Origin of the sequence: Micromonospora sediminicola (assembly GCF_900089585.1) — a bacterium.
Lineage (GTDB): Bacteria > Actinomycetota > Actinomycetes > Mycobacteriales > Micromonosporaceae > Micromonospora > Micromonospora sediminicola.
The window spans coordinates 4,115,885-4,140,429 of the sequence record NZ_FLRH01000003.1; the positions used below are offsets into that span (position 1 = coordinate 4,115,885).

The 24,545-nt window shown below is 77.1% G+C and carries 1 protein-coding gene (cut by a window edge); it reads right to left on the reverse strand.

Annotated elements, in window-relative coordinates; genetic code table 11:
• Nucleotides 1–24,545, reverse strand: partial view of a type I polyketide synthase gene (locus GA0070622_RS19275; protein ID WP_091574873.1) — the 3' portion only. Its footprint extends 5,128 nt past the window's final position; the window shows 24,545 of its 29,673 coding nt (coding positions 5,129–29,673); the start codon falls outside the window, past its right edge; its stop codon occupies nucleotides 1–3.

Consider the following 24,545-nt stretch of genomic DNA (forward strand, 5'->3'; position numbering starts at 1 on the left):
TCAGGATTCGCCGCCGGGGCCACCCAACTCGCGGTGGATGAAGTCGAACAGTTCGGCGTCGCTGGCCCCGTCGAGCGTGCGGGTCACCGGCGCCTCCTGCGGCGCGGACCGGTCGTCGCCCCAGCGGGCGAGGAACGCCTGCATCTGCACCAGCAGTTTCCGCCGGGTCAGCTCGTCCGGCGCGCCGGCGGCGAACAGCCCGTCCACCTTCTCCAGCTCGGCGAGCAGGCCGGTGGTGGCGGCGGCGCCGTCGGGGGCCAGCAGCGTACGCAGGTGCCGGGCGAGCGCCAGCGGGGTCGGGTAGTCGAACACCACGCTCGCCGGCAGCGTGGCCCCGGTGGCGGCCCGGAGCCGGTTGCGCAGCGCCACGGCGGTCATCGAGTCGAAGCCGACCTCGCGGAACGCCCGGGCGGGGCCGAGGTCGGTGGTGTCCGGGAGGCCGAGCACCGAGGCGGCCTGCCCGGCGACGAGGTCGACCAGGATCGCGTCCCGCTCCGCGTCGCCGAGCGGGCGCAGTCGTTCCCGCAGCGCGGTCGCGGCGGCGTCGTCGGTGGGCTGGTCGGCGTGCAGGCCGCGCAGCGCCTCCCGGGCCTCCGGCAGGTCGCCGAAGAGCGGCCGGTCGCGGACCGCGGCGACGGCCGGCACGAACCGGTCCCAGCGGACGTCGGCGACGACCAGCCGGGCGCCGTCCGCGACGGCCCGCCGCAGCGCGGCGACGGCCAGTTCGGGATCCATGCCGGGTAGCCCGCCCCGGCTCAGCTGCGCCAGGTCGGTGTCGGTGAGGCCGTCGGCCCAGGGGCCGAACGCGACCGAGGTGACCGGCAGCCCGGCCCGCCGCCACCCGGCGGCGAGCACCTGGAGCAGGGCGTCGCCGGCCGCCTGCCCGCAGCGCCCGCCGGAGCCCCACACCCCGGAGGTGGAGGAGCAGACCACGAGCGCGCCGAGCGTCCGCTGTTCCACCTCGTCGGCGTACCGGGGCAGGTCGCCGACGGTGGCGAGCAGGTCGGCGGCCAGGTCGGCGGGGGTGAGGTCGGCCAGCGGCACGGTGCCGGTGTCGGCGGGCACGTGCACCAGCCCGGTGACCGGGCGTCCGTCGGCGGCGAGCTGCGCCATCCGGTCGGCCAGCTTCCCGCCGGCCGGCTCGTCCAGCGGCACCACGGTGGCGCCGGCCCGGTCGAGCCAGGCGGTGGTGTGCCGGGCGACCGGTCCGGTACCGCCGCTGAGCAGGACGCTCCCGCGCGGCGTCCAGCCGCCGTCCGTACCCCCGGTCGGGTCGGTGGCGCGGATCAGGCGGCGCACGAGCGGCCCGGCCGCGCGCACGGCGACCTGGTCCTCGGCCTCCCGGTTGGTCAGCGTGGCGAGCAGCGCGGCGGCGGGCTCGGCGGTCACCGTGCCGGGCAGGTCGACCAGACCGCCGACGTGCCGGGGGTGTTCCAGCGCGGCGGCCAGCCCGAGACCCCAGGTGGTGGCCTGCCACGGCCGGGTGGCCGGTTCGTCGTCGGTGGCGACCGCGCCGGTGGTGGCGAGCCACAGCGGCGCGTCGTCGTCGCGGGCGGTGTGCGCCTGCAGGAGCAGCAGGTTCGCCGCGAGCCCGGCCGGCAGGGCGTCCTGCTCGGGGTGGGGCGCCTCGTCGAGCGCGAGCAGTGACAGCAGTCCGGTGGGCCGGTGCTCGGCCGCGGCCCGGGCCAGGTCGGCGGCGAGGCCGTCGCGGTCCACGGTGGCCGGGTCGACGGTGAGCAGCCGCACGTCGGCGCCGCCGGCCCGCAGCGCCCCGGTGACCGTGGCGGCGGTCTCGCGGGGCGGCGCGACCACCAGCCAGCGGCCCGGCTCCCCGCCGGTGAGCGGGCGGGGCTGCCAGGCGACCCGGTAGCGCCAGCCGGCCAGCACGCCGTCCTGGCGCCGCCGACGACGCCACGTGTCGAGCTGCGGCAGCAGGTCGCGCAGCGGCTGTCCGGTGTCGATGCCGAGACGGTCGAGGTCGCCGTCGGTGACCGCCCGCCAGAACTCGCCGTCGTCCGGCCCGGCCGCGCCGCCGATCGGCGTGGTCAGGGTGGGCCAGTAGCGCTGCGGCCGGAACGGGTAGGTGGGCAGTTCGGGCAGGTCGCGGGCGGCGGGTCGGGGGCCGGCGAGCAGCGCCGGCCAGTGCGGGTCCCGGCCGGTCGCGTACCAGGCGGCGACCGCGGTGAGCAGGGCGGTGACCTCCGGTACGCCGGCGCGCAGCGTGGCCACGGCGGTGGCGTCGTCGGGGAGCAGGTCGGCGTTCATCGGGGTCAGCACGGCGGCCGGCCCGATCTCCAGGAACGTGTCCGCGCCGGCCGCGCGCAGCGCGGTGATCCCGTCGGCGTAGCGGACCGCCTCGCGGACGTGGCGCACCCAGTAGTCGGGGGTGCGCAGGTCGTCACCGTCGGCGAGCGCGCCGGTCAGGTTGGACACCACCGGCAGCAGCGGCGCGGCGAACGTCAGCCCGTCCAACACGTCGCGGAAGTCGGCCAGCATCGGTTCCATCAGCGGGCTGTGGAACGCGTGCGACACCGTGAGCCGGCGGACGCGGACACCCCGGTCCCGCCAGGTCCGCTCGATCTCCGTCAGCGCGTCGACCGGGCCGGAGACCACCACCGACGTCGGGCCGTTGACCGCCGCGACGCCCACGTCCGGACGGCCGGCGATCGACGCGGCGACCTCGGCCTCCGGCGCGGCCACCGCCAGCATCCCGCCGCCGGCCGGTAGCGCCTGCATCAGGCGGCCCCGCGCCGCCACCAGCGCGCACGCGTCCGGCAGCGACAGCACACCGGCCACGTACGCGGCGGTGATCTCGCCGACCGAGTGCCCGCCGATGAGGTCGGCCACCACCCCGAACGACTCGACGAGCCGGAACAGGGCCACCTCCACCGCGAACAGACCGGCCTGCGTGAACCACGTCTGGTCGAGCAGGTCGTCGTCGCCGAACAGCACCGGCTTCAGCGGCTGCGGCAACAGCGGGTCGAGGTGCCCGCACACCTCGTCGAGGGCGGACGCGAACACCGGGAACGCCGCGTACAGCTCCCGGCCCATCCCGGCGCGCTGCGCGCCCTGCCCGGAGAAGAGGACGGCGGCGCCACCGGTGCCGGCCGGCGCGGCCGACACGAGGGCGGGGTGGGGGTCGCCGGCGGCGAGCGCGGCGAGCGCCTCCCGCCGGGTCGCCGGGTCGGCGGCGACCACCACGGCCCGGTGGGTCAGGTGCGCCCGGCCCTCGACCAGCGCCCAGGCGGTCGCGCCGGGGTCGGCGGCGGACAGCGGGTCGGTCGGGTCGGTGAGCCGGGCGGCCAGGCGGGCGGCCTGGTCCCGCAGGCCGGCGGCGGTGGCCGCGCTGACCGGCCACGGCAGCGCGACGTCGCGGGCCGGGCCGGCGAGGTCCGGGCCGGTCGGGTCGGCCGGGGCCTCCTCCAGGATCACGTGGGCGTTGGTGCCGCTGATGCCGAACGACGAGACGCCGGCCCGGCGGGTACGCCCGTCGGCCGCCCAGGGGCGCGCCTCGGTGAGCAGCGCCAGCGGGCCGGCGGACCAGTCCACGTGCGGCGTGGGCGCGTCGACGTGCAGCGTCGCCGGGAGCGTGCCGTGACGCAGCGCCAGCACCATCTTGATCAGGCTGGCCGCGCCCGCCGCCGCCTGGGTGTGACCGAGGTTCGACTTGACCGAGCCGAGCCAGAGCGGCCGGTCCGTCGGGCGGTCCGGCCCGTACGCGGCGGCGAGCGCCTGGGCCTCGATCGGGTCGCCGAGCGTGGTGCCGGTGCCGTGCGCCTCGATCGCGTCGACGTCGGCCGGGGTGAGGCCGGCGTTGGCCAGGGCGGCCCGGATGACGCGCTGCTGGGCCGGTCCGTTCGGCGCGGTCAGGCCGTTGGACGCGCCGTCGGAGTTGACCGCGCTGCCGCGCACCACGGCGAGGATCTTCCGGCCCTCCCGCTGGGCGTCGGAGAGGCGTTGCAGCAGCAGGACACCGACGCCCTCGCCCCAGCCGGTGCCGTCCGCGGCGGCGGCGAACGCCTTGACCCGCCCGTCCGCGGCGAGTCCGCGCTGCCGGGAGAACTCCAGGAACGCGCCGGGTGTCGACATCACCGTGACGCCGCCGGCGAGGGCCAGGTCGCACTCGCCGGAGCGCAGCGCCTGCGCGGCCAGGTGCAGCGCGACCAGCGACGAGGAGCAGGCGGTGTCGACGGTGACGGCGGGGCCGTGCAGGCCGAACGCGTACGCCAGCCGGCCGGAGACGACGGACGCGCCGTTGCCGGTGGCCTGGTAGCCCTCGACCTCGGCGCGGGCGCCGAGCAGCAGGGTCGCGTAGTCCTGCCCGTTGGTGCCGACGAACACGCCGGTGGCCGAGCCGCGCAGCCGCTGCGGGTCGAGGCCGGCGGACTCGATCGCCTCCCAGGTGGTGTGCAGCAGCAGCCGTTGCTGCGGGTCCATGGCGAGCGCCTCGCGCGGGTTGATCCCGAAGAACGCGGCGTCGAAGCCGGCCACGTCGGCGAGGAAGCCGCCGCTGCGGGTGTAGCTGGTGCCGACGCGCTCCGGGTCGCTGTCGAAGAGCCCGTCGAGGTCCCACCCCCGGTCGGTGGGCATCGGGCCGACGGCGTCCACACCGTCGGCGAGCAGCCGCCACAGCTCCTGCGGGGAGGACACGCCGCCGGGGAACCGGCAGGCCATCGACACGATCGCGATGGGTTCGTCGGCGGCCGGCCGGGCCGCCGGGTGGGTGGCCTCGACCGGCGCGTCCGCGCCGGCCACCATCGCGGTGCGCAGGAAGCGCGCCAGCTCGGCCGCCGACGGGTGGTCGAAGACCACTGTGGAGGGCAGTGTCGTGCCGGTGGCCCGGCCGACCCGGTCCCGCAGCTGCACCGCGGCCAGCGAGTCGAAGCCGAGGTCGCGGAACGCGCGGTCGGCCGGCACCTGGTCGGTGGAGGGGTGTCCGAGCACGGCGGCGGCCTCGGCGCGGACCAGGTCGAGCAGCAGCGTCTCCTGCCCGGCCGGCGGCAGCCCGGCGAGTCGGGCGCGGAAGCCGTCGTCGGTCGGCTCCGGCTGCCCGCCGTCGACCGCGACGGCCGGGGCGACCCGGTCGAACAGGTGGCTGGGGCGCGCCGCCGTGTACGCCGCGACGAACCGGGACCAGTCCACGTCGGCGATCACCGGGGCCGGCTCGGGAGCGTTGACCCAGCGGCCCAGCGCGGCGACGGCGGTGGCCGGCGGGACCGGGTCGAGCCCGCGGCGGCGCAGCCCGTCCGCCGTCTCCCCGGCGGCCATTCCGTCCTGCGCCCACGGGCCGTAGGCGAGCGCGGTGGCCGGCAGACCGGCCGCGCGGCGGGCGGCGACCAGCGCGTCGAGCAGGGCGTTGCCGGCGGCGTAGCCGGCCTGCTCGCCGCCGCCCCAGACGCCGGCGACGGAGGAGAACACCACGAACGCGTCGAGGTCGCGGTCCTGGCAGGCGGCGTCCAGGTGCATCGCGCCGAGCACCTTGCCGGAGAGGGTGCGGGCCAGCTCGGCGGTGGTCAGGTCGTGGGCGGCGGCCGGGTCGCCGGCGACGCCGGCGGCGTGCACGACGGCGGTCAGCGCGGGCAGGTCGTCCACCAGGTCGGTGACGGCGACCGGGTCGCTGACGTCGCAGGCGACCACCCGGACCGCGCCGAGCGTGGCGGCGAGGTCGGCCGCGCCGGGGGCGTCCGGGCCGCGCCGCGACGCCAGCACCACCTCGTCGGCCCCGTTCGCCAGCAGCCAGCGGGCGACGTGCCGGCCGAGCGCACCGGTGCCGCCGGTGACCAGCACGGTGCCCCGGGGTCGCCAGCCGGCGCCGGCCGGCGCCGTGGCCGGGAGGAGCCGCCGGGCGTAGACGCCGCTGCGGCGTACGGCCACCTGGTCGTGGGTGCCGTCGGCGAGCAGCGCGACGAGCGCGGCGCGGGTGGTCCGGTCGGCGCGGGCGGGCAGGTCGACCAGGCCGCCCCACCGGTCCGGGTGTTCCAGGGCGACGGCGCGGCCGAGGCCCCAGGCGGACGCGGCCCGGACGTCGCCGCCCCGGTCGCCGGGGGCGACGGCCAGCGCGGCGCGGCTGAGCGCCCACACGCGGCCGGGCCGGCCGGTGTCGGTGAGCGCCTGCACGAGCGTGAGCAGCGCGGCGGTGCCGGCCGGGACCGCCGGCGCGCCGGGCAGCGGCCGGTCCTGCCGGGGCAGGACGCAGAGCACGCCGGTCCAGCCCTGGTCGTCGCCGAGGCGTCGGAGGCGCTCCGCCAGGTCGTTGCGGTCGGCGCCGGCCGCGATGGTGAGCGTGTCGACGGTGGCGCCGGCCTCGGTGAGCGTCCTCGGGACGCCGCCGTCGGCGCCGCCGCCGACGGTGGCGACCAGCCACCGGCCGGTCAGCCCGGCTGCGGCGGCGGGACGCACCGGCTCCCAACCGATCCGGTACGCCCCGGTGTCCGGTCCCCGGGTGCGGGCGCGGTGCCAGTCGGCGAGGACCGGCAGCGCGGAGCTGAGCACGTCGGCGGCGGCGTCGTGGCCGAGGTGCGCGGCGAGCACGGCGGGGTCGCCGCTCTCCACGGCGGCCCAGAACTCGGCGTCCGGCGCGACCGGCGTGCGGGCGCTTGGCGCGGGCCAGTAGCGCTGGTGCTGGAAGGCATAGGTGGGCAGGTCGACGCGGGTGGCGTCGGTGCCGGCGAACCAGGGCGTCCAGTCCACCGGCACGCCGTGGACGTGCAGGTCGGCCAACCCGGCCAGCAACGCGGCGCTCTCGTCCCGGTCCCGACGCTGCACCGCGACCGCGAGCCCGTCTCCTTCGGCAAGGACCTCGGCGGTCAGCGCCGTGAGCACGCTCTGCGGCCCGATCTCCAGGAACGTGTCCACCCCGACGTCACGCAGCGCGGTGATCCCGTCGGCGAAGCGGACCGCCTGACGCACGTGCCGCACCCAGTAGTCCGGGTCCGTCAGCTCCCCCGGGTCCGCGATCGCACCGGTCACGTTGGACACCACCGGCAGCAACGGCGCGGCGAACGTCAACCCGTCCAGCACGCCGCGGAACTCGGCCAGCATCGGCTCCATCAGCGGACTGTGGAACGCGTGACTGACGGTGAGCCGGCGGACCCGGACGCCCCGGTCCCGCCAGGTGTGCTCCAGCGCGGTCAGCGCGTCGAGGTCACCGGAGACGACCACCGAGGACGGCCCGTTCACCGCCGCGATCCCGACGTCCGTCCGGCCGGCGATCATTCCGGCCACGTCGGACTCGGGTGCGGCGACCGCCAGCATCCCACCGCCGGCCGGCAACGCCTGCATCAGCCGGCCCCGCGCCGCCACCAGGGCACACGCGTCCGGCAACGACAACACCCCCGCCACATGCGCGGCCGTGACCTCACCGATCGAATGACCACCCACGAAGTCCGGCGTCACCCCGAACGACTCCACCAGCCGGAACAACGCCACCTCGACCGCGAACAACCCGGCCTGCGTGAACCGCGTCTGGTCGATCAGGTCACCGTCGCCGAACAACACCGGCTTCAACGGCTGCGGCAGCAACGGATCCAGGTGACCGCACACCTCATCGAGGGCGGACGCGAACACCGGGAACGCCGCGGACAACTCCCGACCCATCCCCGCGCGCTGCGCGCCCTGACCGGAGAACAGCACCGCGAGCGGGCCGCGCCGCACCGCGTCACCGGAGAGCACCGCGCCCGACGGCGTACCGGCCGCCAGCGCGCGCAGCGCGGTGAGCAGGTCGTCCCGGTCGGTGGCGGCGAGCACGGCCCGCCGTTCCAGGGTGGCCCGGGTGGTCACCGAGGACCAGGCCAGGTCCACCGGTCGGAGCGTGGCGTCACCGGCCAGGCGACGTGCCCACCGCTCGGCCTGGCTGGCCAGGGCCGCGTCGGTCCGCGCCGACAGCAGCACCGGCAGGTGGGCGCGGGCCGCGCCGGCGGTGGTGGCGGGCCGATCCTGGCCGTCGGCGCGGGTGGGGAGCACGGCACCGTCGATCACCGTTCCGGCCGGGCCGGCGGTGGCGGGTGGCTGTTCGAGGACGACGTGGGCGTTGGTGCCGGAGATGCCGAACGACGACACCGCCGCCCGGCGGGGCCGGTCCCGGTCGGGCCACGGGGTCGGCGCGGTCGCCAGCTCGACCGCCCCGGCGGTCCAGTCGATGTGCGGGGACGGCTCGTCCACGTGCAGCGTCGGCGGCACCAGGCCGTGCCGCATGGCCAGGACCATTTTGATCACCCCGGCGACACCGGCGGCGGCCTGGGTGTGCCCGAGGTTCGACTTGATCGACCCCAGGAGCAGCGGCGTCTCGCGGTCCTGGCCGTAGGTGGCCAGCAGCGCCTGCGCCTCGATCGGGTCACCGAGCGTGGTGCCGGTGCCGTGCGCCTCGACCACGTCCACGTCGGCCGTGCCCAGCCGGGCGTTCGCGAGGGCCTGGCGGATCACCCGCTGCTGCGACGGCCCGTTGGGGGCGGTCAGCCCGTTCGACGCGCCGTCCTGGTTGACCGCCGTGCCCCGCACCACGGCCAGGATCCGGCGGCCGTCCCGCTGGGCGTCGGCGAGCCGCTGCACCAGCAGGACGCCGGTGCCCTCGCCCCAGCCGGTGCCGTCGGCGGACGCGGCGAACGACTTGCACCGCCCGTCGGCGGCGAGTCCACGCTGCCGGGAGAACTCGATGAACGTCCCCGGTGTCGACATCACCGTCACCCCACCGGCCAGGGCGAGGTCGCACTCGCCGGAGCGCAGCGCCTGCGCGGCGAGGTGCAGCGCGACGAGCGACGACGAGCAGGCGGTGTCCACGGTGACCGCCGGACCCTCCAACCCGAACGTGTACGCCAGCCGGCCGGACAGCACGCTGCCCGAGGTGCCCACGCCGACGTACCCCTCGACCTCGGCCGACGACTCGACCAGCCGGGTCGCGTAGTCGTGGTACATGACGCCGGCGAACACGCCGGTACGCGAGCCGCGCAGCGTCGCCGGGTCCAGGCCGGCGGACTCGAACGCCTCCCACGACGTCTCCAACAGCAGCCGCTGCTGCGGGTCCATGGCGAGGGCCTCACGCGGGCTGATGCCGAAGAAGCCGCTGTCGAAGTCGGCGGCGTCGTAGAGGAAACCGCCCTGCGTCGCGTACGAGGTGCCGCTGTGGTCCGGGTCCGGGTCGAACAGCGACTCCAGGTCCCAGCCCCGGTCGGCCGGGAACTCGGAGATCCCGTCTCCACCGGCGGCCAGCAGCTCCCACAACTGCTCCGGGTTCGCCACCCCACCCGGATAGCGGCAGGCCATCCCGACGATCGCGATCGGCTCGTCCAGCCCGGTGGTGGTGGCCGCCGTCGGGGTGGCCGCGTCCGGCCGGCCGCCGGCCAGTTCGGTCCACACCTGCGCGGCGAGCGCGGCCGGGGTGGGGTGGTCGAAGATGAGCGTGGACGGCAGCCGCAGCCCGGTCGCGGCGTTGACCCGGTTACGCAGGTCGACGGCGGTCAGCGAGTCGAAGCCCAGTTCCCGGAACGCCCGGTCGGCCGGCACCGCGTCCGCGCCACCGTGCCCGAGCACCTGCGCGACCAGGCCCCGGACCAGCACGTCGACCTCGGCGCGGGCCTGGTCGTCGGTGAGCCGGGCCAGCCGGTCGGCCCAACCCCCGGTGCCCGCGAGCCGCCGGGTGGCGGCGGGCCCGACGAGCGGGGCCAGCATCGACGGTACGGGAGCACCGGCCGCGCGCAGCGCGGTCAGGTCGATCACGATCGGTACGAGGGCCGGACGGCCGGCGGTGAGCGCGGCGTCGAACAGCTCCAGCCCGGTCCCGGTGCTCATCGGGGGCAGCCCGGCCCGCGCCGACCGCCGCCGCTCTCCCTCGCTGAGCGTCGCCGCCATGCCGGCGGTGTCCCACATCCCCCATGCCAGGCTGACCGCCGGCAGACCCTCCTGCCGCCGGGCCACCGCCAACGCGTCCAGGAACGCGTTCCCCGCCGCGTACGCCGCCTGCCCCGGCGAACCCAGCACCCCGGCGAGGGACGAGAAGAGGACGAACAGGTCCAGGTCGAGGCCCTGGGTGGCCTCGTGCAGCCACCACCCCGCCGTCACCTTCGGCCCCAGCACGCCCGCCAACCGGTCCGCGGTCATCGCGGACACCACGCCGTCGTCCAGGATCCCGGCGGTGTGCACCACTCCGGCGAGCCGACCCGGAACCTCGGCGACCAGCCGGTGCACCTGGTCCCGGTCGGTGACGTCGCACGCCACCACCGACACCGACGCACCCCACCCGTTCAGCCGTTGGACAAGTGCCGCCGCGCCCGGCGCGGCCGGGCCCTGCCGCGACACCAGCACCAGCGACCGTACGTCGTGTCGGGCCGCCAGGTGCTCGGCCACCAGGGCACCCAGGGACCCGGTGCCACCGGTCACCAGCACCGTGCCGCCGGCGTCACCACCGATCGCGGGAGTGTCGGCGGCCGGAACAGGACCGGCCACGTCACCACCGGTCACGGGCGTGTCCGCGGCGTGACCGGCCGTCATGTCCCCGGACGACCTCGCGGGAACAGCCGGCGGAAGCGTCGCGCGGACCAGACGCGGCGTCAACACGGCATCGCCGCGCACCGCCACCTGCCCGCCCGTCACCGGCAAATCCCCCACCACACCGGCCAGCACCGACACCACCGACGCGTCCACGTCCCGATCCACATCCGCCACGACGATCCGGCCCGGATGCTCCGACTGCGCCGACCGCAGCAACCCCCACACCGCCGCACCGGCCAGGTCCACCACCCGGTCGCCGTCCGACACCGCCACCGCACCCCGGGTCACCACCACCAACCGCGAACCCGCCAACGGCTCCGCGGCCAGCCACGCCTGCACCACCGCCAGCACGTCCGACGTGACCATCCGAACCGCTTCCGGCATCGCCACCCCGGACGGCGCGGCCACCGGCAGGACGAACACCTCGGGCGCCCCGGCAGCGAGCGCCGCCGGCACGTCCGGGTACGTCGGCAGCCCGTCGACGGGCGCGCCGAGCGCCGCCCAGTCGCCGATCCGCCCCGGGCGCGCCGGCGTGGGCTCCCAGCGCACCTCGTACAGGGAGCGGGCGCCGGTCGCGGGCAGGCCGGTCATCTCCCGCAGGTGCAGCGCGTCCACCGACACGACGGGCGCGCCGGTCTCGTCGGCGGCGGCCAGCCGGACGGCGTCGCCGTCGCGGGTGAGCCGTACCCGCAGCACGGTGGCGCCGGTGGCGTGCACCTGGACGCCCTCGAACGTGAACGGGACGCGTGGTCCCCCGGCGCCGGGCGTGGGCAGCAGGCCGATCGGGTGCAGGGCGGCGTCGAGGAGCGCCGGGTGGATGCCGAAGCGCGCCGCGTCGCCGGCCACGTCGTCCGGGAGGGCGATCTCCGCGTACGCCGCGTCGTCGCCGGTCCAGGCCCGCCGTACGCCCCGGAACGCCGGCCCGTACGCCAGGCCGTGCGCGGCGAGCGTCGGGTACCAGTCGGTGAGGTCGACCTCGGTCAGCCCGGCGGGCGGCCAGGCGCCGACGGTGGGCTCGTCCGGCACCGACGGTTCGAGGATGCCGTCGGCGTGCCGGGTCCAGCCGGCGTCGGGGTCGTCCTCGGGTCGGGAGTGGACGGTGAGGGCGCGTCGGGTGCCGGCGCCGTCGACGCGTACCTGGAGGCGCAGCCGACCGGTGTCGGGCAGGACCACTGGCGTGGCGACGGTGAGGTCGCGCAGCCGGGGCACGCCGGCCTCGTCTCCGGCGCGGACGGCGATCTCGACGAGCGCGGCGCCGGGGAGCAGTGTGGTCCCGGCGACGGCGTGGTCGGCCAGCCAGGGGTGGGTGGCGAGGGAGAGTTGGCCGGTCAGGACGACCGTGCCGTCGCCGGCCAGCTCGACGGTGGCGCCGAGCAGGGGGTGCGCGGCGTCGCTCAGCCCGGCGCCGGAGACGTCGCCGGGGCGGTGGCGGGCGGTCTCCGGCCAGTAGCGCCGGTGCTGGAACGCGTACGTGGGCAGGTCGATCCGGGTGGGCGCGGGGCCGGTGAACCACGCCTCCCAGGAGACCGGGACGCCGTGCACGTGCAGCTGGGCCAGCGCGGTGAGCAGCGCGGGCGTCTCGGCGCGGTCGCGACGTTGCGCGGCCACGGCGAGCGCGGCGTCGTCGTCGTCGTCGTCGTCGTCGGGCAGGATCTCGGCGGTCAGCGCGGTCAGCACGCTCTGCGGGCCGAGTTCGAGGAACGTGTCCGCGCCGGCCGCGCGCAGTGCGGTGATCCCGTCGGCGTAGCGGACCGCCTCGCGGACGTGGCGCACCCAGTAGTCGGGGTTGCGCAGGTCGTCGCCGTCGGCCAGCGCGCCCGTCACGTTCGACACCACCGGCAGCAGCGGCGCGGCGAACGTCAACCCCGCCAGCACACTGCGGAACTCGGCCAGCATCGGCTCCATCAGCGGACTGTGGAACGCGTGCGACACGGTCAGACGGCGGACCCGCACGCCCGCGTCCCGCCACGTGCCGTCGAGCGCGGTCAGCGCGTCGAGGTCACCGGAGACGACCACCGACGACGGCCCGTTGACCGCGGCGATCCCCACGTCCGCCCGGCCGGCGATCATCTCGGCCACCTCCGCCTCGGGGGCGGCCACGGCGAGCATCCCGCCACCGGCCGGCAACGCCTGCATCAACCGACCCCGCGCCGCCACCAACACGCACGCATCAGGCAGCGACAACACCCCCGCCACGAACGCGGCCGTGATCTCCCCGACCGAGTGCCCACCGACCAGATCCGGCATCACCCCGAACGACTCGACCAACCGGAACAGGGCCACCTCGACCGCGAACAAACCGGCCTGGGTGAACTGCGTCTGGTCGAGCAGGTCCCCGTCGCCGAACAACACCGTCTTCAACGGCTGCGGCAACAACGGATCCAGGTGACCGCACACCTCATCAAGGGCGGACGCGAACACCGGGAACGCCACGGACAACTCCCGACCCATCCCGACGCGCTGCGCGCCCTGCCCGGAGAAGAGGATCGCCAGCCGGCCGCGCGGCGTCGGGACGCCGCTGATCGCTTCGCCGGACGGTTCGCCGGCGGCCAACGCCCGCAGACCGGCCAGCAGGTCGTCCCGGTCGGCGGCGGGCACCACGGCTCGTCGCTCCAGCGCGGGTCGGGTGGTCACGGACGACCAGGCGACGTCGACCGGTCGCCACGCCGCGTCGCCGGCGAGCCGGTCGGCCCACCGGTCGGCCTGGGCGGCCAGGGCCGCGTCGGTACGCGCCGACAGCAGCACCGGCACCACCGCGGGGCCGGCCGGCCGGTCGGTTGCCGCGTCGCCGGCGTCGGAGACAGGGGGCTGCTCCAGGATGACGTGGGCGTTGGTGCCGGAGATGCCGAAGGAGGACACGGCGGCCCGGCGGGGCCGGCCCTGGTCGGGCCACGGTGTGGCGGCGGTGGCGAGGGCGACCGCGCCAGCGGTCCAGTCGATGTGCGGGGACGGCTCGTCCACGTGCAGCGTCGCGGGGACGATCCCGTGCCGCATGGCCAGGACCATTTTGATCACCCCGGCGACGCCGGCGGCGGCCTGCGTGTGCCCCAGGTTCGACTTGATCGACCCGAGCAGCAGCGGCCGGCCGTCCGGCCGGTCCTGCCCGTACGTGGCGAGCAGCGCCTGCGCCTCGATGGGGTCACCGAGCGTGGTGCCGGTGCCGTGCGCCTCCACCGCGTCCACATCGGACGTGCCTAGCCGCGCGTTGGCCAGGGCCTGCCGGATCACCCGCTGCTGCGACGGACCGTTGGGGGCGGTCAACCCGTTGGACGCGCCGTCGGAGTTCACCGCCGTGCCCCGCACCACAGCCAGGATCCGGCGGCCCTCCCGCTGGGCGTCGGAGAGCCGCTGCACCAGCAGGACGCCGACGCCCTCGGACCAGCCCGTCCCGTCGGCCGAGGCGGCGAAGGACCGGCACCGGCCGTCCGGGGACAGGCCACGCTGGCGGGAGAACTCGACGAACGTGCCGGGCGTCGCCATCACCGTGACGCCGCCGGCCAGGGCCAGGTCGCACTCGCCCGACCGCAGCGCCTGCCCGGCGAGGTGCAGCGCCACCAGGGACGACGAGCAGGCGGTGTCCACCGTGACCGCCGGACCCTCCAACCCGAACGTGTACGCCACCCGACCGGACAGCACGCTGGCGGAGGTGCCGGTGCCGACGTAGCCCTCGGCGTCCGGCGGAAGGTCGGCCAGGCGGGAGGCGTAGTCGTGGTACATCACGCCGGCGAACACGCCGGTGCGCGAGCCGCGCAGGACGGCCGGGTCGAGGCCGGCGGACTCGAAGCTCTCCCAGGACGCCTCCAGCAGCAGCCGCTGCTGCGGATCCATGGCGACCGCCTCGCGGGGCGAGATGCCGAAGAAGCCGCTGTCGAAGTCGGCGGCGCCGGTCAGGAAGCCGCCGTGCCGGGCGTACGAGGTGCCGGGGTGGTCCGGGTCCGGGTCGTAGAGCGCGTCGAGGTCCCAGCCCCGGTCGGCGGGGAACGCGGAGATCCCGTCCCGGCCGCCGGCCAGGAGTTGCCAGAGCTGTTCGGGGTTGTCGACGCCACCGGGGTAGCGGCAGGCCATGCCGACGATGGCGATGGGCTCGTCGGTGTCGGCCGCCCGCACGGCCGCGCGCCGGGCGGTGATCCGGCCGGAGACCAGTTCGAAGAGGTGCGCGGCGAGGGCGGCCGGGCTGGGGTGGTCGAAGACGAGCGTGGACGGCAGTCGCAGCCCGGTCGCGGCGTTGACCCGGTTACGCAGGTCGACGGCGGTCAGCGAGTCGAACCCGAGTTCCCGGAACGCCCGGTCGGCCGGCACCGCGTCCGCGCCGCCGTGCCCGAGCACCTGCGCCACCAGCCCTCGGACCAACACGTCGACCTCGGCGCGGGCCTCGTCCTCGGTGCGGCCGGCCAGCCGGTCGGCCCAGTCGCCGCCGGCGCGGACCTGCCGGCGGGTGGCGGCCGGGCCGGTGAGGGCGCGGAGCACCGCCGGGACCGGCCCGCCGTCGAGGGCGGCCCGCAGCGCCGGTACGTCGACGACGGCCGGCACGAGCGCCGGCCGTCCCTCGGCGAGGGCGGCGTCGAACAGGGCCAGCCCGACGTCGGTGTTCATCGGGGGCAGCCCGGCTCGCGCCGCGCGTTGCCGCTCCCCCTCGCTCAGCGACGCCGCCATCCCCGCGGTGTCCCACATCCCCCACGCCAGCGACACCGCCGGCAGACCCTCCTGCCGCCGCACCAGCGCCAACGCGTCCAGGAACGCGTTTCCCGCCCCGTACGCCGCCTGACCCGGCGAACCCAGCACCCCGGCGAGGGACGAGAAGAGCACGAACAGGTCCAGGTCGAGGTCGCGGGTCGCCTCGTGCAGAGCCCATGCGGCCGTCACCTTCGGCGCGAGCACGCCCGCCAACCGCTCCGGGGAGATCGCCGACACCACACCGTCGTCCAGCACACCGGCGGTGTGCACCACCCCGGCCAACCGACCCGGCACCTCCGCGACCAGCCGAGACACCTGATCCGGATCGGTCACGTCGCACGCCACCACCGACACCGCCGCACCCAACCCGGCCAACCGCTCGACCAGGACGTCCGCGCCCGACGCGGACGGGCCCTGCCGTGACACCAGCACCAGCGACCGGACCCCGTACCCGGTCACCAGATGCTCCGCCACCAGGGCGCCCAACGCGCCGGTGCCGCCGGTCACCAGCACCGTGCCGTCACCGACACCGACACCGACGCCGGAGGCGGAGGCGACGGAGGCGGCGCGGACCACTCGGGGCACCGACACCCGGCCTTCCCGGATCGCCACCTGGCCGCCGGCCGGGTCGGCGGTGACGCGGGCGAGCAGCGCCAGGGTGTGCGCGTCCGGCTCCCGGTCGAGGTCGGCCAGCACGATCCGGCCCGGGTGCTCGGACTGCGCCGCGCGCAGCAGACCCCACGCCGCCGCGCCGGCCAGGTCGGTCACCGGGTCACCGTCACCGGTGGACACGGCGCCCCGGCTCAGGACGACCAGCGCGGTCTCCGCGAGCGGGTCCGCGGCCAGCCAGGACCGCACGGTGGCGAGCACGTCGGTGGTGACCGCGCGGACCGCGTCCGGGGTGGGCAGGTCGGAGGCGGGCAGCGGCAGGACGAGGACGCGCGGGGGCGTTCGGCCCGCGTCGACGGCCTCGACCAGCGCCGCCACGCCGGCGTACGCGGACAGCCCGGCCGGGCCGTCGCCGGTCAGCGCCGCCCAGTCGGACGGCGCCTCGGCCGGCGTGACGTCCTCCGGCTGCCAGGTGAGCGCGTACAGGGACCGGGCGGCGACGCCGGGGACGACCGCGCCGGTCAGCTCCCGCAGCACCAGCGAGTCGACGGAGACCACCGGCGCGCCGGAGGAGTCCACGGCGACCAGCCGGACGGCGTCGCCGGCGCGGGTGAGCCGGACCCGCAGGACGCGGGCGCCGGCGGCGTGCACCTGGAGTCCGTCGAGGGTGAACGGCACGCGCGGGCCGTCGCCGGGGAGCACCAGCCCGGCCGGGTGCAGGGCGGCGTCCAGCAGCGCCGGGTGGACCCCGAACCGGGCCGCCTCCCCGGCGGTGTCGTCCGGCAGCGCCACCTCGGCGTACGCCTCGCCGTCGCCGGTCCAGAGCCGGCGCAGGCCCTGGAAGGCCGGCCCGTAGGTGAGGCCGTGCCCGGACAGGGTCGGGTACCAGTCGGTCAGGTCCACCTCGGTGAGCCCGGCGGGTGGCCAGGCGAGGGTGGGCTCGTCCGGCCGGGGCGGGTCGAGGACGCCCTCGGCGTGCGCGGTCCAGTCGGTGTCGCCGTCGGGCTGGGAGTGGATGGCGACCGGACGGCCGCCGGTGCCGTCGGGTGCGCCGACACGTACCTGCACCCGCACCGCGCCGGTATCGGGCAGCACCAGCGGCGCGGCGAACGTGAGGTCGCGGATGCGGGAGGCGCCGACCTCGTCTCCGGCACGGACGGCCAGTTCGGCGAGCGCGGTGCCGGGCAGGAGCACGGCGCCGGCCACCACGTGGTCGGCGAGCCACGGGTGGGTGGCCAGCGACAGCCGGCCGGTGAGCAGGACCATCTCGGCGCCGGCGACGGCGACGGCCGCGCCGAGCAGCGGGTGGCCGACGTCGCCGAGCCCGGCGCCGCTGACGTCGCCGGGACGGATCCGGCCGGTGGGCAGCCAGTACCGCTGGTGCTGGAACGCGTAGGTGGGCAGGTCGACCCGGGTCGGCTCGGCGCCGGTGAACCAGGGCCGCCAGTCGACCGGCACGCCGTGCACGTGCAGGTCGGCCAGCGCGCCCAGCAACGCGGCTGACTCGTCCCGGTCGCGACGCTGGGCGGCGACCGCGAGCGCGTCGGGCAGGATCTCGGCGGTCAGCGCCGTGAGCACGCTCCGCGGGCCGATCTCCAGGAACGTGTCCACCCCGGCGTCGCGCAGCGCCGCGACGCCGTCGGCGAAACGGACCGCCTGCCGGACGTGCCGCACCCAGTAGTCGGGATCGGTCAGCTCCGCCGGGTCCGCGATCGCACCGGTCACGTTGGACACCACCGGCAGCAGCGGCGCGGAGAAGCCCAGCCCGTCCAGGACGGCGCGGAACTCGGCCAGCATGGGCTCCATCAGCGGGCTGTGGAACGCGTGCGACACGGTCAGCGCGCGGGTCCGGACGCCGCGTTCGTGCCACCGCCGCGCGATGCCGTCGAGCGCGTCGACCGGTCCGGAGACCACGACGGAGGACGGGCCGTTGACGGCGGCGACACCCAGGCCGGGCACGCCGTCGAGCGACGCCAGCACATCCGCCTCACCGGCGGCGACCGCCAGCATCCCGCCGCCGGTCGGCAACGCCTGCATGAGCCGGCCCCGCGCCGCGACCAGCGTGCACGCGTCGGGCAGCGACAGCACCCCGGCCAGGTACGCGGCGGTGACCTCACCGATCGAGTGCCCGCCGACGGCGTCCGGGGTCACCCCGAACGACTCGACCAGGCGGAACAGCGCCACCTCGACCGCGAACAGTCCCGCCTGCGTGAACCGCGTCTGGTCCAGCAGATCGTCCTCGCCGAACAGCACCGGCTTCAGCGGCTGCGGCAGCAGCGGATCCAGGTGTGCGCACACCTCGTCGAGCGCGGCGGCGAACACCGGGAACGCCGCGTACAGGTCCCGGCCCATGCCGGCGCGCTGCGCGCCCTGACCGGAGAAGAGGACGGCCAGCCGGCCGCGCGGGGTGCGCGTACCGGTGCGGGTGCCGGCGGCCGGTGCGCCGGCGGCCAGCGCCCGCAGCCCGGCCAGCAGCTCGTCGCGGTCGCCGGCGGCGACGACGGCACGGTGGTCCAGGACGGTCCGGCCGGTCACCGAGGACCAGCCGACGTCGACCGGGCGGGCCGCGTCGTCGCCGGCGAGCCGGCGGGCCCAGCGGTCGGCCTGCGCGGCGAGCGCGGCGTCGGAGCGGGCGGAGAGCAGCACCGGCGTGAGCGCGCGCGGCGTCGGGCCGGCGGCGCGGGCGGGCTCGGCGGGCGGCGTCGGGCCGGCGGCGCGGGCGGGCTCGGCGGGCGGCGCCTCGATGACCACGTGGGCGTTGGTGCCGCTGACCCCGAACGAGGAGACGGCGGCGCGGCGGGGCCGGCCCGACTCCGGCCACGGCCGCGCCTCGGTGAGCAGCTCGACCGCGCCGGCGTCCCAGTCGATGTGCGGGGACGGTGCGTCCACGTGCAGGGTCGCCGGGGCGACGCCGTGCCGCATGGCGAGGACCATCTTGATGATGCCGGCGACGCCGGCGGCGGCCTGCGTGTGCCCCAGGTTCGACTTCACCGACCCGAGCAGCAGCGGCCGGTCCGCCGGCCGGTCCTGCCCGTACGTGGCCAGCAGCGCCTGCGCCTCGATCGGATCCCCGAGCGTGGTGCCGGTGCCGTGCGCCTCCACCACGTCCACGTCGGACGGGTTCAGCCGCGCGTTGGCCAGGGCCTGCCGGATGACCCGCTGCTGCGACGGACCGTTGGGGGCGGTGAGCCCGTTCGACGCGCCGTCGGAGTTGACGGCGGTGCCCGCCACCACGGCGAGGATGCGCCGACCGTCGCGGCGGGCGTCGGACAACCGCTGCACGAGCAGCACGCCGACGCCCTCGGCCCAGCCGGTGCCGTCGGCGGCGGCGGCGAAGGACTTGCACCGCCCGTCGGCGGCCAGCCCGCGCTGGCGGGAGAACTCGATGAACGTGCCCGGGTTCGCCATCACGGTCACGCCGCCGGCCAGGGCCAGGTCGCACTCCCCCGACCGCAGCGCCTGCGCGGCCAGGTGCAGCGCCACCAGCGACGACGAACACGCCGTGTCCACGGTGACCGCCGGGCCCTCCAGCCCGAACGCGTACGCCACCCGGCCGGACACCACGCTGCCGGAGGTGCCGGTGCCCAGGTAGCCCTCCACGCCGTCGGGCAGGTCGCGCACCCCGGCCGCGTAGTCGTGGTACATCAGGCCGGCGAACACGCCGGTGCGGGAGCCGCGCAGATTCGCCGGGTCCACGCCGGCGGACTCGAAGCTCTCCCAGGACGCCTCCAGCAGCAGCCGCTGCTGCGGGTCCATGGCGAGCGCCTCGCGCGGGGAGATGCCGAAGAAGCCGCTGTCGAAGTCGGCGGCGCCGGCGAGGAAGCCTCCGTGCCGGGCGTACGAGGTGCCGGGATGGTCCGGGTCGCTGTGGAACAGGGTGTCGAGGTCCCAGCCCCGGTCGGTGGGAAACTCGCCGATGCCGTCGCGCCCGGCGGCCAGCAGCTCCCACAGGTCGTCGGGGCTGTCGATCCCGCCCGGGTAGCGGCAGGCCATCCCGACGATCGCGATCGGCTCGTCGACGCCGGTGACCACCGCCGCGCCGGCCCGGGTGGCGGTGGCGGTGGCGCCGCCGAGCTGCGCGTACACGTGGGCGGCCAGCGCGGCCGGGTTCGGGTGGTCGAAGACCAGGGTGGACGGCAACCGCAGCCCGGTCGCGGCGTTGACCCGGTTGCGCAGGTCCACCGCGGTCAGCGAGTCGAAGCCCAGTTCCTGGAACGCCCGGTCGGCCGGCACCGCGTCCGCGCCGCCGTGACCGAGGACCTGGGCGACGAGGCCGCGGACCAGCAGGTCGACCTCGGCGCGGGCCTCGTCGGCGGGCAGCGCGGCGAGCCGCCCGGCCCAACCGTCGGCCGCCGCGCCGGCCTGCCGCCGGGCGGGTGCGGCGCCGGCGAGGGCGCGCAGCATCGGGGGTACGCCGCCGGCGGCCCGCAGCGCCGGCAGGTCGAGCACGGCCGGTACGAGCGTGGCGTCGTCGGCGGTGACGGCGGCGTCGAAGAGCGCGACGCCGACCGGGGCGGTGATCAGGCCGAGTCCGGCGCGGGTCACCCGGGACCGGTCGGCCGCGCCGAGACCGGCCGCCATGCCGTCGGTGTCCCACATGCCCCAGGCGAGCGCGTGCCCGGGCAGGCCGAGGGCGCGGCGGCGGGTGGCGAGGGCGTCGAGGAAGGCATTCGCGGCCGCGTACGCGCCCTGGCCGGGGGAACCGAGCACGCCGGCGATCGACGAGTAGGTGACGAACAGGTCGAGGTCGAGCCCGGCGGTCGCCTCGTGCAGGTGCCAGGCGGCGTCGACCTTGGGGGCGAGGACCCGGGCCAGGCGGTCGGCGTCGGTGCCGGTGACGACCGCGTCGTCGAGCACGCCGGCGGTGTGCACCACCCCCGCGAGCCGGTCGCCGTCGGTGAGCCCGGCGACCAGGTCACGCACGGCGTCGGGGTCGGTGAGGTCGACGGCGAGCACCCGGACCCGGGCGCCGAGCGCGGTCAGGTCGCCGGCCAGTTCGGCCGCGCCGTCGGCGTCGGGTCCGCGCCGGCTGACCAGGGCCAGCGAGTCGACGCCCCACGCGGTGACCAGGTGCCGGGCGAGCAGGCCGCCGAGCGCGCCGGTGCCGCCGGTGACCAGGACGGTGCCGCCGCGGGTGCGCGGGCCGGGCGCGGGCGGGGCGTCGGCGCGTACCAGTCGGGGGGTGAGGGTGGTGTCGCCGCGCACCGCGACCTGCGCCGCGGTCGGGTCGTCGGCGGCGGCCGCGAGCAGCGCCAGGGCGGCGGCGTCGGGGTCCCGGTCGAGGTCGGCCAGGACGATCCGGCCGGGATGCTCGGACTGGGCGGAGCGGACCAGGCCCCAGACGGCGGCGCCGGCCAGGTCGGTGGCCGGGTCGTCCGGCCGGGCCGGCATCGCGTCGCGGGTGAGCACGACGAGGCGGGCGTCGGCGGTCGCGTCGGTGGTCAGCCAGTCGCGCAGCGCGGCGAGCACGCCGGTGGTGGCGGCCCGGACCGTGGCCGGCGACGTCGGACCGGTCGGCACCGGCAGCAGCACCAGCGGGGGTACGTCGCCGGCGGCGAGCAGTCCGGTGACGTCCGGGTGGGCGGGGGCGTCGGGCAGGGCGGGCAGCGGCGCGCCGAGCACCGCGACGGGGGGCGGCGTGGCCGGGGTGAGCGGTTCGGCGTGCCAGGCGACCCGGTACAGCGCGCGGGCGGCCCGGGCGGCGGCCGGCGGCTCGGCGCCGGTCAGCTCCCGCAGTACCAGTGCGTCGACGGTGACGACGGGCCGGTCGGTGGGGTCGACGGCGAGCAGCCGCACGGCCGTGCCGGCGCGGGTGAGCCGGACCCGCAGCGTGTCCGCGTCGACGGCGTGCACCTGGACGCCGGTGAACGCGAACGGGGCCTTGGGTCCGGTGGTGCCGTCGCCGGGCAGCAGCGCGGCGGGGTGCAGCGCGGCGTCGAGCAGGGCGGGGTGCACGCCGAACCCGGCGGTCCGGTCGGGGCCGGTCGCGGGCAGTGTCACCTCGGCGTAGACGGTGCCGTCGTCGGCCGTCCAGGCGCGGCGCAGGCCCTGGAACGCCGGCCCGTAGGTCATGCCGTGGCCGGCGAGGGCGTCGTACCAGCCGGTGAGGTCGGTCTCGGCGGCGTGCGGCGGGGGCCACGCGCCGAGGCCGGCGTCGTCGGTGGGAACGGCGGCGGTGAGCAGTCCCTCGGCGTGGCGGGTCCAGTCGCCGTCGGGGTCGTCGTCGGGCTGGGAGTGGACGGTGACGGCGCGCCGCCCGGTGTCGTCGCGCGGGCCGACCCGGACCTGCACCGGCACGGCGCCCCGCTCGGGGAGCACCAGCGGCGTGACGACGGTCAGCTCGCCGATCCGGCAGGGGCCGAACTCCTCGCCGGCGCGCAGCGCGAGTTCGACGAGCGCGGTGCCGGGGACCAGGACCGCGCCGGCGACCACGTGGTCGGCGAGCCACGGGTGGGCGGCCAGGGAGAGGCGGCCGGTGAGCACGGCGGCGTCCTCGCCGGCCAGCCGGACGGCGGCGGCCAGCAGCGGGTGGCCGGCGGCGCCGAGACCGGCGCGGGTGACGTCGGCGCCGGCGCCGGCCGGGCGCAGCCAGTACCGGTCGCCGCCGAACGCGTAGGTGGGCAGGTCGACCGGGCCGGTCGCGGCGCCGCCGAGGATCGGGGTCCAGTCGACGTGGCCGCCGGTGGCGACGAGTTCCGCCAGCCCGGTGAGCAGCGCGCGCGGCTCCGGGCGGTCCGCGCGTTGGACGGCGACGGCCGACGCGGTGTCGGCCGTGTCCCGGACGAGCGCGGTGAGCACGCCGCGCGGCCCGATCTCCAGGAACGTGTCCACCCCGGCGCTGCGCAGCGCGGCCACCCCGTCGGCGAAGCGGACCGCCTGACGCACGTGCCGCACCCAGTAGTCCGGGTCCGTCAGCTCACCCGGGTCCGCGATCGCACCGGTCACGTTGGACACCACCGGCAGCAACGGCGCGGCGAACCTCAACCCGTCCAGCACGCCGCGGAACTCGGCCAGCATCGGCTCCATCAGCGGACTGTGGAACGCGTGCGACACCGTCAGGCGGCGGGTGCGCACGCCGGCGTCCCGCCACCTGCTCTCCAACTCGGTGAGGGCGTCGAGCGACCCGGAGACCACGGTCGACGTCGGACCGTTGACCGCCGCGACACCCAGCTCCGCCCGACCCGCGATCGACTCCGCCACCTCGGCCTCCGACGCGGCGACCGCCAGCATCCCGCCGCCGGCCGGCAACGCCTGCATCAGCCGGCCCCGCGCCGCCACCAACGCACACGCGTCCGACAGCGACAACACCCCCGCCACGAACGCGGCCGTGACCTCACCGATCGAGTGCCCACCCACGAAGTCCGGCGTCACCCCGAACGACTCGACCAGCCGGAACAACGCCACCTCGACCGCGAACAACCCGGCCTGCGTGAACCGCGTCTGGTCGATCAGGTCACCGTCGCCGAACAACACCGGCTTGAGCGGCTGCGGCAGCAACGGATCCAGGTGACCGCACACCTCATCGAGGGCGGACGCGAACACCGGGAACGCCGCGGACAACTCCCGACCCATCCCGGCGCGCTGCGCGCCCTGCCCGGAGAACAGCACCGCCAGCGGACCCCGGTCGGTGGCGCGGCCGGTGACCAGGTTGTCGGCCGGCTCGCCGGCGGCGAGCGCGCACAGCCCGGCGGCCAGGTCGTCGTGGTCGGCGGCGAGCAGCACCGCCCGGTGCTCCAGCGCGGTCCGCGCGGTCAACGACGCACGGGCGACGTCGGCGAGGTCGGGCCGGTCGGGCGCGGCCAGCGCGTCCGCCCAGTGGGCGGCCTGCCGGGCCAGCCCGCCGTCGCCGCGCGCCGACAGCAGCACCGGCACCAGCGGCGGCGTGGGCCGGTCGACCGGCTCGTCCGCGACCGCCGGCGGCTGCTCCACGATGACGTGGGCGTTGGTGCCGCTGACCCCGAAGGACGAGACGGCGGCCCGGCGCGGTCGGCCGGTCTCCGGCCACTGCCGGGCCTCGGTCAGCAGTTCGACCGCGCCGGCCGACCAGTCGACGTGCGGGGTGGGCTCGTCCACGTGCAGCGTGCGGGGCAGGACACCGTGGCGCAGCGCCTGCACCATCTTGATCACGCCGGCCACCCCGGCGGCGGCCTGGCTGTGCCCGATGTTGGACTTGATCGAGCCCAGCCACAGCGGCTCGCCGGCCCGGTCCCGCCCGTACGTGGCCAGCAGCGCCTGCGCCTCGATCGGGTCGCCGAGCGTGGTCGCGGTGCCGTGCGCCTCGACCGCGTCCACGTCGGCGGTGGTCAGGCCGGCGGCGGTGAGCGCGGCTCGGATGACCCGCTGCTGGGAGGGGCCGTTGGGGGCGGTCAGGCCGTTGGACGCGCCGTCCTGGTTGACCGCGGAGCCGCGGACGACGGCGAGCACGCGGTGGCCGTTGCGGCGGGCGTCGCCGAGCCGCTCCACGACCAGCACGCCGACGCCCTCGGACCAGCCGGTGCCGTCGGCGGAGGCGGCGAAGGAGCGGCAGCGGCCGTCGGCGGCCAGCCCGCCCTGCCTGGTGAACTCGACGAACGCGCCCGGGGTGACCAGCACGTTCACGCCGGCGGCGACGGCCAGGTCGCACTCGCCCTGGCGCAGCGACTGCACCGCGAGGTGCAGCGCCACCAGCGACGACGAGCAGGCGGTGTCCACGGTGACCGCCGGGCCCTCCAGGCCGAACGTGTAGGCGACCCGGCCGGAGATGACGCTGTGCGCGCCGCCGGTGAGCCGGTAGCCGTCCA